The organism is Candidatus Velamenicoccus archaeovorus, assembly GCF_004102945.1.
GTDB lineage: Bacteria > Omnitrophota > Gorgyraeia > Velamenicoccales > Velamenicoccaceae > Velamenicoccus > Velamenicoccus archaeovorus.
The window spans coordinates 324,300-337,753 of the sequence record NZ_CP019384.1 but is presented as its reverse complement, the minus strand read 5'-3'; the positions used below and the strand labels follow the sequence as shown (position 1 = coordinate 337,753).

Sequence of the window (13,454 nt, the reverse complement as noted above, 5' to 3'; positions counted from 1 at the left end):
CCCAAGACGTCTTTGCCTACGGCTTAAACAGCGTCGCCTCCCGCCCTGAGCCCACGGAAACAATGGTGACGGATGCCCGGCAAAGGTCTTCGACCGCCCCGATATAATCCCTGGCTTTTTGCGGCAAGCCTTTATAAGACCTGACATGCGCCGTGTTCTTTTGCCAGCCGCTGAAGACCTCATAGACTGGCCTGGCTTTCTGCATGACTTCCAGATCGTTCGGAAAAAAACGGAAAACCTTTCCTTTGTATTTATAAGCCACGCATATCCGGATCGTCTTCATGTGATCGAGGACGTCGAGTTTCATCATGGCCAAAGAATCCGCGCCGTTGATCATCACGGCATGCCGCACCATGACGGCGTCGAACCATCCGCAGCGCCTGGGGCGGCCCGTGGTCGCGCCGAATTCCTGCCCTTTGCAGCGGATCTGTTCATCCAACGCCCGGGGAAACTCCGTAATGAACGGCCCTTCGCCGACGCGGGTCGTATAGGCCTTGACGACACCGACGACTTTGTCGATCTTCGTCGGGGGAACCCCCGTCCCCGTGCACGCCCCCGCCGAAATGGAATTGGAAGACGTGACAAAAGGATAGGTCCCGAAGTCGATATCCAGAAAAGTCCCTTGTGCCCCCTCGAAAAGGATGGATTTCCTTTCGCGCGTTGCCTCGTTCAGGAGCGTCGCCGTATCACAGATGAAACTTTTGAGTTTCCTGCCGTACGACACATATGCGTCGAAAATGTCGTCGAAAGAAAATCCCGGATGCCGAAAGACCTTCTTGAAGATCTCGTTTTTTTCATTAAGGTTATCCAGGAGTTTTTCGCGCAGCGTGCGGCTGTTCACAAGGTCTCCCATGCGGATACCGCACCTGGCAAACTTATCCGAGTAACAGGGCCCGATGCCCCGGCCCGTCGTGCCGATCTTGTTGGCCCGCTTCTTTTCTCTTAACCCGTCCAGGATCCTGTGGTACGGAAAAATCGCATGGGCCTGCTCAGAAATCCTGAGGCGGTCCCGCATATCAATCCCCTTCTTCTTCAAAAGATCCAATTCGGCCAAAAGGACCTCGGGGTCCACGACCACGCCGTTACCGATGACACAGATTTTGCCCGGATGAAGGACGCCGGAGGGCAAAAGATGGAAAATAAAAGAATCACCGTTGACGACAACCGTGTGCCCGGCGTTATTGCCCCCCTGGTATCTGACGACATAAGAGGCATCCCGGGAAAGGATATCGATCACCTTCCCTTTGCCTTCGTCGCCCCATTGCAACCCGATCAGTATAGTGTTCATATCATCCTGGCAGTCAGTAAGAAAAAATAAAAGTTCCCATAAAACTTATTAATTTTAGAAACGGTGTCTTCTTTTTTGTCTTTGTATTTTGTTTTTTACTGACGACTATCTACTGTCTACTATTTACTCTTTTTCTACGGTGTCATCGTGAAAATTTTTCTGGCGACCTCCGGATACTCCGCCACAAAACGCAACTCATCTTCCACGAGGGGCTTTTGGTTATGGACGTTGGCGTACCTCACGAGCTCCAGGACCCTGGCCGCTTCGGCATCGTCATGGAAAACGATCTCCATCTTGTCATAGACATTGCGAAACCCCTTGATGCCGGAGTATTCGCCGGCGGTGATCTGGCGGCCCGTGTCGATGATCTCGGGCTCGCCGCGGCCGAGCTCTTCAAAATCATAAAGCTCATAATTGCGCCGGTCCTTCAAAGCCCCGTCGGCATGGATCCCGGACTCGTGGGCAAAAGCGTTGGCGCCGATGCCCGGCTGGTTGATGGGTATCGAGACGCCGAACGCGTAGGAGGCATACTTGCAGATCTTCCAAGCCTTCTTCAAATCAATCTTCTCATCCAAGGCATACGCGCCCGCCATATCGGCGCCATAACGGATCGCCAGGATACAGCTGACCAGATCGGCATTGCCGGCGCGCTCCCCCATCCCGTTCACGCAGGTATTGATATAGGTATCAACACCGGCGTCCACGGCGGCCTTGGCACCAGCGACAGAATTAGCCACCACCATTCCCAGGTCATTATGGCAATGGATCTCCATGGGGAGCTGCACCGCCTCCGCCAGTTTATGAATACGTTCATAGATCGAAAAAGGCGTATCGCACCCCAGGGTGTCGCAATAACGGATACGGTCGGCGCCGGCGGCTTTTGCCGCCAGGGAAAACTCGATAAGATATTCAATGCGGGTACGGGAGGCATCTTCGGCGTTAACGCCGATCGTCTCCGCTCCCAATTCGCGCGCCAGGCGCGTGGCTTCTGTCATCTCGCGAATGACGGAGACATGGTCCAGCTTCCCCTTAAATTTGTTCATGATCATCTGGTCCGATGTGGAAATCGAAAGATTGAGAGACTTGATCCCCGGCACGTTGCGAAAGGTCGTCGTTACATCTTCCTTCGTCGCGCGCAACCAACCGCTGAGGCGCAAAGGAGAAATAACGCCCATCGCGGCCAGTTCCAAATTCGCATTAAGGTAATTGACCTCGTGGCGCGTGACGGGAAAACCGAACTCCGACTGGGCAACCCCCATCTTGTTCAAGAGGATATTGATCATCGTCTTCTGCAGCTTCGAAAGACAGATGCGCGATGTCTGCACCCCATCCCTGTTGGTCACATCCAAGAGATAGATCTTATTTTGTCTCCCATTCTTTGTCATGACGACCTCACTTCTTTCCTCCGGCCGCCGAACCTCTTCTTGCCGGAACATCCTTTCTCATCACCGTCTCTTCAAGCTCTTTCAATGACGGCACATTGACGATACCAAAAATTTCGACGTTGTCAACAACAAATGTCGGCCCTGACGCTATTTCCAATTCCTCCGTCATGCGGATACGCTCCTTGAGAAGAGCGGCACCCTCGTCAGACAAAGCGCAGGATTTGATCTTGCGGGAATCTATTCCCGCCTCTTTGGCGCACTCATCCCACCAGCCGGCGTCCACCTGTTTGGTCCTGCAAATCAAATAGTCCAAGACACGCTTGGGATAAAATTTCTCGACACAGGCCACGCGCTTGAATTCTTCGATATCCGCCGCAGACCCCAGGTTCATAAAACCCTTATCACGATCGAAGACGGCCAGAAAATGCCAATTGATCTGGAAATCCGGATGCTTATGCGCAAAAGCAGACAAGAGCTCGAAGAGAGAACGCAGCGCAGGATAGCGGTAATCGTAAAAAACGTCGATGGTCCGGGATGTCCTTTGCCGTCCCATGACATAAGACACACCGGCGACAGCCGGCTTAATCCTATAATAGCCGTTCTTCTCTTCAAGATTGGAACGGAATGCCTTAAAGGCATCACTCTGTTCGGCGTCCTTATGAAAGATATAGGCCGGAAGCATCTTCATGTTAAAATCCTTGATAAATGCCTGCGCCTGGGGATCGCTCTCGTCAATGGAGACGACATTCATGTCGCCCCAGATGTCTTTGAGATCTGCAATGACGGCGTCGCCGCGGCACGTCAAGCAGTCCTTCGGGTTGATCACCGTCAAGGTCACGCGCGGCAGCGCCACATAGGAACAACGCGCTTCCTTGGAACTGCCGTTCAGGCAAGAAGCGGAAAATCCCTGCATCCGTCGGCAATCGGCCGTCTTGAAACACTGGGGCAAAAGCAAGGCCACGGCGCCGTCATCGGGAATGCCGGAAACAAGCGGCGGGACTGAAAAATCCACCCGGCTGATCTTCCCGTCCGAGATTTTAAGATTCAAGGCCCCCACTCTTCTGGCCTGCCACCATGTCTGCAGATAAACCGTCCCCTGGACTTCACGAGGAGTCACGGAGCCGTAGTTCTTACTTCCGTTGATCACAATATCGACCCCATGGATGTCTTTGAGCATCTTCTCATCTTCCTGGGGCGTCTGCGCGCTCAGGAGGATAATAATCCCCACACCCTTCTTCTTGAGCTCGGGGATGAGCTGGCGCAAAACCACAGCCGGCTCCCGCCAATCTCTGGCGCCTTTTTTAACGGCGGAGGCCTCGGTGATCCCGATAATACCCACCCGCAAATCGCCGAACTCCTTGATGATAAACGGCGCAAAAGAACCGGCGATATTAGAGGAAACAAAAGGCAGGTTCCTGGTATAAGGTTCAATAAATTTCTCCCCGAAAGAAAAGTCCTGTCTGTCGACGAGGATGGCATCATAGGCCATCAGCTTCACGGCTTCCAGATAGATACCGCTGCGTTTTTTGTCCAGCTCTTCCCCTTGCGTGTTGCCATCATCGGGCCCTGAGGCCAGGCTCGAACCCGCCTCCAGGACAAGGACATTCTTCATCTGTTTGCGAAAGTCCCGGATCAAGGTCGCCCTCCTGGCGACGCCGCCATCCGGCTCCACACGGCAATCGCAAGGATAAAGGGCGGCAAAAGACTGCCCGGTAAAAATAATATTAAGTTCTTCAGCGATCGCCGCGCCGGAGAAAATAAATAATAATCCGATATATGCGGTCGAACAGCCGAGGATCTTCAAGAGACGCGGCATGCGTCCTCCTATATGATACTCACACGGTTAACTCCCAAGAAAACCTTCCTCATTCCATATAGAAGAATAGAGGATGGACCCGGGGATTTCCCTGCCTGCCTACCGGTAGGCAGGCAGGTGCGAAGGATTACAGCTCGACGATTTTGGCCGAGAGGATATGCGGTTGTTTTTTGACCTTTTCCAGCAGCTCGGCGCTCACGCAGCTGTCGACGTTCAACACGGACATCGCGCGCCCCCCCTGCTTTTCCCGGCCGAAAGACATCGCCGCGATATTGATATTATGCTCTCCCATCAGTTTGCCGAGATTCCCGATGATGCCGGGTTTATCCCAATTCTGCATGAGGAGCATGCAGCCCGACGGGATCGCCTCGACATAAAACTCATCCACCTTGACGATGCGCGGGTCGCTCTTGGACAAAAGGGTTCCGGCAACGCGATGAGTCTCCTTGTCGGTCTTGATCTCCAGAGATACCAAGGTCACGAATTCTTCGGACTGCAGGGACTTGAGTTCCGTCGTACGGATGCCGCGGTCTTTGGCCAGGGAAAGGGAATTGATGAAATTCACGGTATCCTGAAGCATCGGAGACAAGAGGCCCTTCATCAACGCCATGGTCAGAGGCGCCGTATCGTGAGCAGCGATATCGCCGCTATATGTCACGTTCACTTCCGTCAACGCCCCTTGCGCGATCTGGCTTGTGAAAGACCCGAGTTTCTCGCAGAGGTTGATATAAGGCTGCAAGGCATGATAGGTTTCCGGGTCGACGGACGGGAAATTGGCGGCGTTGCGGATCCCTTTGCCCAGGAGGGCGTCGGAAATCTGGTGCGCGATCTCGATCGCCACATTCACCTGCGCCTCTTCGGTGGATGCCCCCAGATGCGGCGTCAAAACGACATTGGCGCCGAATTTGGCCAGCGGGCAATCCTTGGGAGGCTCTTCCACATACACATCCAGCGCAGCGCCGGCGACTTTTCCGGATTCAAGGCCGCGGGCCAAGGCCTGCTCGTCGATGATGCCGCCGCGCGCGCAATTAATCAGGCGGACGCCGCCCTTCATCATCCCGATTTCTTTGTCGGAAATCATGCCCTTGGTCTCTTCGGTCAGAGGCACGTGCACGGTGATGTAATCGGCGGCACGGTAAACATCTTCCAGGGTCCCCAGTTCGACCCCTATCTTCTCAGCCACCTCGCGGGACAAAAACGGATCGTAGGCCTTGACGCGCATCCCGAAAGCGAGGCACCGTTTGGCGACTTCCATGCCGATACGGCCCAGGCCGACGATGCCGATGGTCTTGTTATAAAGCTCAACACCCATAAAATCCTTGCGCTTCCATTCCTTTTTTTTCATGGATGCGTCCGCCAGCGGAATATTGCGCGATAAAGACATAATCAGGCTCATCGTATGCTCTGCCGTCGATATGGTGTTGCCGCCCGGCGTGTTCATGACGATGATGCCCTTGGCCGTCGCCGCCGCCAGGTCCACGTTGTCCAACCCCACGCCTGCGCGGCCGACGATCTTGAGCTTCTTGCCGGCCTCGATGACCTCGGCGGTCACTTTCGTGGCGCTCCTGACCACAAGGGCGTCATAGTCCCCGACAATCCCTTTCAATTCATCGGCCTTGAGCCCCGTCTTGACATCGACGACAAAATCCTTGGAGCTCTTCAAAACCCCGAGCCCCTCTTCCGATAACGCATCGCTCACCAATATCTTAAACATAAAACTTCTCCGTTGTTCTACCGCTGACCGTCGTAATCCTCTTGTCTATTTCAGAAGCACTTCCTGCGCCGCCTTCACTCCGGCGCCCAGCTCAAAGGCATGCCCCATCTTCTTCAGCACCTTCTCCAGACAGGCGATCCCGAGAATGATGTCGAACTCACTGATATAACCCATGTGCGCGACCCTGAAGAGCTTGCCTTTCATCTCCCCCTGGCCTCCGGCCATGGTCACGCCGTATTCATCGCGCATGGTCTTGACGAGCTTTTCCCCGTCGATGCCCGCGGGGACCCTGACAGCCGTCACGGCATCCGAAGCGGCATCCGTCGAAAAAAGCGAAAGGCCCAACGCCGGCATCGCCGCGCGCGTGGCATCCGCAAGCTTCTTGTGACGCGCAAAGATGTTCTCAAACCCCTCGGCCTTCATCATCTTGAGCGCTTCGTTGAGGGCGATGACGATGCCGATCGCCGGTGTAAACGGCGTATCGGTCTTGTCGCAGGCCTTCTTGGCGCTCTTCAAATCGAAATAATACTTGGGGCACTTGGATTCTTCGACAAGCTTCCAGGCTTTTTTGCTGACGGAGATGAACGCCAGCCCCGGCGGCAGCATGAACCCTTTTTGAGAGCCGGAGACGACGACGTCCACTCCCCATGCATCCATCTGAAGGTCGATGGCGCCCAGCCCGCTGATCGCGTCCACGACAAGAACGGCGCCGGTCTCTTTGGTAACTTGGGCAAAACCCTTGATATCAAACGCCACGCCCGTCGACGTCTCGCATAACGTCGAAAAGACCGCCTTGATCGCCGGTTCCTTGGCCAGATAATCCTTAAGGATCTGCGGGTCAAGGGCCTTGCCCCACTCGACGTCGATGACGATTGGCTTGACGCCGTAGGCCTGACACAGCTCCGTCCAGCGCTCTCCGAATTTCCCCCCCTGGATCACCAGGGCCTTGTCTCCCCAAGAAAGAAGGTTGACCACGGCAGATTCCATGGCCCCCGTCCCCGAAGACGTCAGGATAAACACATCGTTCTTGGTCTGAAAAGCGGCCTTCAGGCTCTCCTGGACCTCTTTCAAGACGGTCTGGAACTGCGGCGTGCGGTGATGGATGATCGGACGCGAAAGCGCCTCGCAGACTTCCGGCGGAAGAGGCGTCGGACCCGGCGTCAATAAATAATTTTTTTTCATAGGACCCTCCTGTGAATCACCAACAACCAAGAAACAAGTTCCAAACAAATTCCAAATCACAATCACCCATAATCAAACAAACAACGATACTATTTGGTTATTGGATTCCGGTGATTGGTTATTGTTTGATGATTGTATCTTGGAGCTTGGTTATTTAAGAATTGTTTGGGTGTTTATCTCCTACTTCATTGCCGGCACAATCACTTCGTCAATCAAGCCGTAAGCCCGAGCTTCCTCCGACGACATAAAGTAGTCGCGGTCGGAATCTTTCTTGATGCGGTCGAGCGGCTGGCCGGTATGCTTGCAAAGGATATTTTCCAGCATCTCGCGCAGCCTCAATATCTCTTTGGCCTGGATAGAGATATCCGCCGCCGCGCCCTGCACGCCGCCCCACGGCTGATGGATCATGATCCGCGAGTTGGGCAATGCGTAACGTTTCCCCTTGCGTCCGGCGCTCAAAAGCAGCGCGCCCATGCTGGCGGCCTGACCCACGCAGTAGGTCGCCACAGGACATTTGACGAACTGCATCGTATCGTAGATCGCCAAGCCGCTCGTCACGGAACCGCCGGGAGAATTGATATAGACGCTGATATCCTTGGTCACGTCTTCCATCTGCAGGAACAAAAGCTGCGCGATCACGAGATTGGCGACGGTATCGTCGATAGGGGTGCCGATAAAGATGATGCGATCCTTGAGCAGCCTCGAATAAATGTCATAGGCCCGCTCCACATGACCCGTCTGCTCGATGACCATAGGCACCAGCATTTGTGATCTTGTCATAAATCCTCCTATTTAAAAACAACAAAAATGAAGAGTATCACAGTATCAAAGAGTCAAAGTAAAAGCTTCCTGATATAAAAGAATTTTAGAAATAGCAATACTCTCTTTTTTAGTGTGACACTATGATACTTTGACACTCTGACACTGTTTTTATTCCCATTCCGCTTCCGCAAAGAGGAACTCAACGACGCGGTTAAGCACATGATCGTCGACCGGAATCTTCTCGAGCTTTGCGACGGCCTCTAAAACAAGAAAAACCTTGACCTGTTCTTCCGCCTCCGCCTTGAACTTCGGTTCAAACTCCTTGATCCTTTCCTGGATCCGCTCCGGCGGCAGACCGTAACTGGTCATCTGATGCTCCGCCTCATGTTCCAGCTCATGGGCCCGGCGCGTGACGAGCGTCTGCGGAACGACAAAAGAACTCTGTTTCAATACCTGCTGGATGAGTTCCTTTTCCAGGCGCGCGCGCTCCTCGTTCTCTTTTTTCAAAAACAGCTGTTTCTGGATGCAATCGATGAATTCCTCTTTCGTCTTGTATCCCAGGCCCCTGGCCAGCTTCTCTTCGGAGAGACCTTCGGACCTGCCCTTTTTCAGCTGCTTGAGATACTCTTCGACGTCTGAAGACTCAACCTTGATCTCCTGCTTTTTCAGCTTGAGCCCCTTATATTGCTTGATCGCGATCTCGGGCTTGACCTCCACCTCGGCCTTGTACGTCAGGACCTCCCCTTCCAGCTTGACGTCCGATATCTGCGGCAGGTCGATGACGTCGATCGCCTCGTCCTTGACGGTCTGTTCATAGCTTTCCGTGATCAAGCTCTTGAGCACTTCGTCTCTCGCCAGGGCGCCGTGCTGTTGTTCCAGGATCTGACGCGGAGCCTTGCCGGGCCTGTAACCGGGGATTTTTGCCTCCTGGCCGATCTTCTCATAAACCTCATCGTACTTTTTTTTGACTTGCTCCTGGGCCACCTCTATGTCAAGAAGCACCTTGTTCTCTTTTGTCTTTGTTTTTTTCGCCTTCATTCATTTGCCCCCTTGATCGTTTTGTCACTGCCTTACATCCTGAACTTTTCCCCTAAGTACAATTCCCTCGCCCGCGCGTCGTTGATCAGATCGGAAGCAGTCCCGGAGATCAGGATGCGCCCCTGGGCGATCAGGTATGCCCTGTCCGTGATGGAGAGGGTCTCGCGTACGTTGTGGTCCGTCAACAAAACCCCAAGCCCCTTCTCTTTCAATTCCTTGATGATCTGCTGGGCATCGGCCACGACGATCGGATCGATACCGGAAAAGGGTTCATCCAGCAGGATGAACGACGGATTCGTCACCAGCGCCCGGGTGATCTCCAGGCGCCGGCGCTCGCCTCCGGAAAGCGTATAAGCCTTGTGCTTTTTCAAATGTGCGATCTTGAGCTCCGCCAGCAATTGATCCAATCTCTTCTTGCGCTCCCTGAAAGAGATGGGCAGGGTCTCCAGGATCGCCATGATGTTCTCTTCAACGGTAAGCTTGCGAAAAACCGAGCTCTCCTGCGCGAGATAGCCGATACCGAAATGGGCCCTCGCATGGATCGGCACACGCGTGATGTCATTGTTGTCAAAAATGATCTGGCCGTCCTCCGGAGGGATGATGCCGACGATCATGTAGAATGTCGTCGTCTTGCCGGCGCCGTTCGGTCCCAGGAGACCGACGATTTCACCGCGCTTGACGACGAGGTTGACGTTGTCGACGACACGGCGATGATGATAACTCTTGACCAGTCCTTTGGCTTCAAGGAGATACATGGGACAACCCGCTGCCTTCTTCGGTGAAGATTTCCAGGTGCGGCCGCCCTGTCAAGACGACCCTCCTGTCCGCCGCAGTGAAGACGGCCGAATCGCTGTAAGACGTATTCCCGTCACGCGTGATCTTGACGTGGCCTTCGGCCACGATCCTGTCGATCTGCTTGGTCTGGCTGCTGAAATAAATGGTCATCTTGTCCGACACCATCGACCCCTGGTCTTCGTCGCCGGTCACCTGCACATTCTTCTCAAAAGTCGCCACCTGGTGTTCGTAATCCAACTCCATCGGCCCGTCACAGGTGATCGTCATTTTCCCCGGCCCGCTCGATTTGGTCTCTGCCGCCCCCTGGGTCTTGGTCGCCGATGACGCCTGTCCGTTTCCTTGCATCGTCACGACGACGTCTTTCTCAAGCTTTGCCACTTTCATGTCGGATTTGGCTTCCAATCCTTCGCCTATCGCCGTCACATTGTCCCGGGAAATATTGACCTTCTCGTCCGAAGAGATGACTTGGTCTTTCTGCGACCAATCCAAGACGCTCGTCGTCAATTCCGCGCCGGTATCCGTCACGGCGCGCACATTGTCTTCCAGGCGGACTTTGCCCGTCGCCCTGTCGAATTGGCCGCGATCGGCGGTCAGCACCATGTTTTCTTTGTTCCTCTCGTTCCCGTAAAGATGGGCCGTGATGTCGGAAACCTTGACGTCATTACCGGCCATATCCATGGAAGCGCCCTGCACCTCCCACGTCTTTTGTCCTTTCCCGTCGTAGCCGGCGATATTGAAATCTTCCATCTGCTGAGGCTCGCTGGTAGATGGATTTTTGGAATCCGCCGCGAAGCCAAAAGCCGCCGAGGACATGGAGACAACCAGCGCCAAGCATAAAATGGATATTCTGGCCATCACAGGAATTTTTCTACTGCCTCTTGCCACCGACCTTGTGATCTCAGGATGAGTTCCGCGATCTCGCGCACGGCGCCGCGGCCTCCGGGATGCCGCGTGACATAGACAGCGGCCCGTCTGACCTCGGCCACGGCGTTACGCGTCGCTACCGGCAAACCGCATATGTTTAAAACGCAGAGATCGACAAGGTCGTCCCCGACGAAACAGATATTTTCATGCCGCAGGCCGTATTTCTTCAATATCTTCGCGTACGCCTCGGTCTTAGCAATGTGACCTGCGCTATTATTCCTGTCCATCCTATAGACCGCCTCCGCGCGCATGTCTTTGGCGCGATGCGCCAGGCACCCCGACCCCTTGGCTGTCACAAGGATCGTCTTGATCCCCATGCGCGCCAAGAGGGCCACGCCCAGCCCGTCGTGAACATCGAAACATTTGGCGTCGCGCCCTTCGCTGTCGTAAATGATACGGCCATCCGTCAGAACGCCGTCCACATCCAACAACAGCAGCTTGATCTTTTTAAATTTATCCCGGAGTTTTTTCGAAATCATGAGAGGTATTTCGGCACTGATTTCTAACCCAGACATCCGTAACCCGCCTCCCCGTTAACTCTGCGCGGTAAAGCTCCGCCCTTTAGAGCGGAGAGTGTTGTGGCCGCTTAGAGGTACCCGAAACAAGCCCCGGCCTACCCCCCCGGCCTGCCCCTTCGGGCAAGGCCGGGGAATATGGGTTGACTGTTTTTAGACCAGCCCCGCCTTGAGCAAATCCTGCACATCCAGCATCCCGATAGGGCGGTGTTTGGCATCGACGATCGGCACCTCGTCGATCCTCCTGTCCTTGAGGATCCTGAGGGCTTCACTGGCAAGATGGTCCTTGGGGATCGTCACCGGGGCCTTCGTCATGACATCCTTGACCTTCCTGACCACCAAATGCTTGTCCGATTCCACATGACGGCGCAGGTCTCCGTCAGTAAAGATCCCCGTCAGTTGGCCGGATTTGTCGACAACGCTGGCGGCACCTGCACGCGCCTCCGTGATCTTCAGGAGGACGTCGCGCACAAGCGCATCCTCTTTCACGACGGGATTGGCAGCGCCCCGGCGCATGATATCTTCGACCTTCAAAAGGAGCCTCTTTCCCAACGCTCCGCCGGGATGATAAAAGGCGAAATCCTCTTGGCGGAATCCCTTTTTTTTCAGCAGACAAACGGCTATGGCGTCGCCCATGGCCAGCGTCGCCGTCGTGGAAGCCGTCGGCGCCAATCCCAAAGGACAAGCCTCTTTTTTGACGGAAACATCCAGCGTCACATCGCTGTGGCGGCCCAGGGTCGAACGGGGATTCCCCGTCAAGGCAATGAGCCGTACACCGATCTTTTTGATCAAAGGCAGGAGCCGGACCACCTCTTCGGTCTCGCCGCTGTTGGAAATCGCCAGGACAACATCTTCCTTGGTGACACGCCCCAGATCGCCGTGAATCGCCTCGGCGGAATGCAAAAACAGGCTTGGTGTTCCTGTCGAAGAAAGGGTGGCCGATATCTTCTGGCCGACCAGACCGCCTTTGCCCATGCCTGTCACAATGACGCGGCCGCGGCATTCGCTTAAAAGCCCAATCGCCTCATCGAACTTTTTGTCGATCCGGCGTATGAGGGCCCCGACAGCCTCGGCTTCGATCTTTAAAACTTTTCTCGCTTCCTTCCCATGCATCGTTTGGTCCTATTCGTTGGTCTTGCGGGCCCCGTCGGCGAGACGGCCGATCTCACGGACCGTCTCCAGAAGACGCGGCAATTCCGATAAAGACAGCATATTGGGGCCATCACAGAGGGCCTTTTCCGGCCTCTGGTGGACCTCCAAAAACAGACCGTCACAGCCGAACGCCACCGCGGCCCTCGACAGGGCGGCGACATATTTTTTCTCCCCTCCGCTCGATGTGCCGCGGCCGCCCGGGAGCTGAACGCTGTGCGTAGCGTCAAAGATCACCGGATATCCCAGTTGACGCATGATCGCCAGGCTCCGGAAATCCACGACCAGATTGTTATAACCGAAAGAAACGCCCCGCTCCGTCAGAAGGATCTTGCGGTTCCCGCTGGAGACGATCTTCTTGATGACCTCATCCATATTCCACGGCGCAAGGAACTGCCCTTTTTTAATGTTGATGGCCTTCTTCGTCCTGGCTGCCGCAACGAGAATATCGGTCTGCCGGCACAGGAAAGCCGGGATCTGCAGGCAATCCAGGACTTCGCCTGCGGCCTTGGCCTCGTCGGCGCTGTGGACATCGCTTAAAACCGGGATGCCGAATGTCTTCTTGACGCGCTGCAGGACCTTCAAGCCCTGACGGATCCCCGGCCCCCGAAAAGACGACAACGACGTCCGGTTGGCCTTATCGTAGCTGGATTTAAAAACCAAGGGAATGCCCGCCTGGCGACAAACGGCCTTCAGACGCTCGGCCTCTGTCATCACGGCCTTCTCGGATTCGATGACACACGGCCCGGCCAAAAGGACCAGCGGCAGCCCGCCGCCGATCTCGACGGCGCCGATGCTCACTTTACGCGTTTTCATGATTATCCTTCAATGAGCGCGCGGCTTATGGAACAATCGTGACATAAATCACTGCGCGAATTTAATGACG

General features: G+C 54.9%; 12 protein-coding genes. All 12 read right to left on the bottom strand.

From position 1 onward, the window contains the following. Nucleotides 1–16: 16 nt before the first annotated feature. Nucleotides 17–1,288, bottom strand: a complete 1,272-nt coding sequence (locus BU251_RS01075) for an adenylosuccinate synthase (RefSeq protein WP_128699061.1) — start codon at nt 1,286–1,288, stop codon at nt 17–19. Nucleotides 1,289–1,422: 134 nt separating this feature from the next. Then, nucleotides 1,423–2,673 (bottom strand): homocitrate synthase/isopropylmalate synthase family protein, encoded by a 1,251-nt coding sequence (locus BU251_RS01070; protein ID WP_128699060.1) that lies wholly within the window; start codon nt 2,671–2,673, stop codon nt 1,423–1,425. A 7-nt stretch (nt 2,674–2,680) separates the two neighbouring features. Then, nucleotides 2,681–4,489 carry a hypothetical protein gene (locus tag BU251_RS01065; protein WP_128699059.1) on the bottom strand — a complete coding sequence of 603 codons (1,809 nt, stop codon included), beginning with the start codon at nt 4,487–4,489 and terminating at the stop codon, nt 2,681–2,683. Nucleotides 4,490–4,616: 127 nt separating this feature from the next. After that, nucleotides 4,617–6,203, bottom strand: coding sequence for a phosphoglycerate dehydrogenase (gene serA / locus BU251_RS01060; RefSeq protein ID WP_128699058.1), 1,587 nt, complete (start codon nt 6,201–6,203; stop codon nt 4,617–4,619). Nucleotides 6,204–6,248: 45 nt separating this feature from the next. After that, nucleotides 6,249–7,385: a pyridoxal-phosphate-dependent aminotransferase family protein gene (locus BU251_RS01055; RefSeq protein ID WP_128699057.1), complete on the bottom strand. Its 1,137-nt coding sequence runs from the start codon at nt 7,383–7,385 to the stop codon at nt 6,249–6,251. A 180-nt stretch (nt 7,386–7,565) separates the two neighbouring features. Continuing rightward, entirely contained in the window at nt 7,566–8,150 is a 585-nt protein-coding gene (clpP, locus tag BU251_RS01050) for an ATP-dependent Clp endopeptidase proteolytic subunit ClpP (protein ID WP_128700931.1), read from the bottom strand. A 165-nt stretch (nt 8,151–8,315) separates the two neighbouring features. Then, nucleotides 8,316–9,185, bottom strand: coding sequence for a trigger factor (locus BU251_RS01045; RefSeq protein ID WP_128699056.1), 870 nt, complete (start codon nt 9,183–9,185; stop codon nt 8,316–8,318). A gap of 32 nt (nt 9,186–9,217) precedes the next feature. Continuing rightward, nucleotides 9,218–9,940, bottom strand: coding sequence for an LPS export ABC transporter ATP-binding protein (lptB, locus tag BU251_RS01040; RefSeq protein ID WP_128699055.1), 723 nt, complete (start codon nt 9,938–9,940; stop codon nt 9,218–9,220). Beyond that, entirely contained in the window at nt 9,927–10,835 is a 909-nt protein-coding gene (gene lptC / locus BU251_RS01035) for an LPS export ABC transporter periplasmic protein LptC (RefSeq protein WP_128699054.1), read from the bottom strand. The genes lptB and lptC overlap by 14 nt, the downstream gene beginning before the upstream one ends. Then, the gene (locus BU251_RS01030; protein WP_228767822.1) at nt 10,835–11,419 is read right to left on the bottom strand and encodes a KdsC family phosphatase; all 585 of its coding nucleotides are present in this window, start codon (nt 11,417–11,419) and stop codon (nt 10,835–10,837) included. Before BU251_RS01030 ends, lptC begins: the two co-directional genes overlap by 1 nt. Nucleotides 11,420–11,572: 153 nt before the next feature. Continuing rightward, entirely contained in the window at nt 11,573–12,532 is a 960-nt protein-coding gene (locus tag BU251_RS01025) for a KpsF/GutQ family sugar-phosphate isomerase (RefSeq protein ID WP_128699053.1), read from the bottom strand. 9 nt (nt 12,533–12,541) lie between these two features. Continuing rightward, nucleotides 12,542–13,384 carry a 3-deoxy-8-phosphooctulonate synthase gene (gene kdsA, locus BU251_RS01020; protein WP_128699052.1) on the bottom strand — a complete coding sequence of 281 codons (843 nt, stop codon included), beginning with the start codon at nt 13,382–13,384 and terminating at the stop codon, nt 12,542–12,544. Nucleotides 13,385–13,454 lie beyond the last annotated feature (70 nt).

What these genes read in the sequence shown, in the direction of transcription:
- BU251_RS01075 (WP_128699061.1), bottom strand. Translation starts at nt 1,288, where the DNA reads ATGAACACTATACTGATCGGGTTGCAATGGGGCGACGAAGGCAAAGGG.
- lptB (WP_128699055.1), bottom strand. Translation starts at nt 9,940, where the DNA reads ATGTATCTCCTTGAAGCCAAAGGACTGGTCAAGAGTTATCATCATCGC.
- BU251_RS01070 (WP_128699060.1), bottom strand. Translation starts at nt 2,673, where the DNA reads ATGACAAAGAATGGGAGACAAAATAAGATCTATCTCTTGGATGTGACC.
- BU251_RS01045 (WP_128699056.1), bottom strand. Translation starts at nt 9,185, where the DNA reads ATGAAGGCGAAAAAAACAAAGACAAAAGAGAACAAGGTGCTTCTTGAC.
- serA (WP_128699058.1), bottom strand. Translation starts at nt 6,203, where the DNA reads ATGTTTAAGATATTGGTGAGCGATGCGTTATCGGAAGAGGGGCTCGGG.
- BU251_RS01055 (WP_128699057.1), bottom strand. Translation starts at nt 7,385, where the DNA reads ATGAAAAAAAATTATTTATTGACGCCGGGTCCGACGCCTCTTCCGCCG.
- clpP (WP_128700931.1), bottom strand. Translation starts at nt 8,150, where the DNA reads ATGCTGGTGCCTATGGTCATCGAGCAGACGGGTCATGTGGAGCGGGCC.
- BU251_RS01025 (WP_128699053.1), bottom strand. Translation starts at nt 12,532, where the DNA reads ATGCATGGGAAGGAAGCGAGAAAAGTTTTAAAGATCGAAGCCGAGGCT.
- kdsA (WP_128699052.1), bottom strand. Translation starts at nt 13,384, where the DNA reads ATGAAAACGCGTAAAGTGAGCATCGGCGCCGTCGAGATCGGCGGCGGG.
- lptC (WP_128699054.1), bottom strand. Translation starts at nt 10,835, where the DNA reads ATGGCCAGAATATCCATTTTATGCTTGGCGCTGGTTGTCTCCATGTCC.
- BU251_RS01030 (WP_228767822.1), bottom strand. Translation starts at nt 11,419, where the DNA reads ATGTCTGGGTTAGAAATCAGTGCCGAAATACCTCTCATGATTTCGAAA.
- BU251_RS01065 (WP_128699059.1), bottom strand. Translation starts at nt 4,489, where the DNA reads ATGCCGCGTCTCTTGAAGATCCTCGGCTGTTCGACCGCATATATCGGA.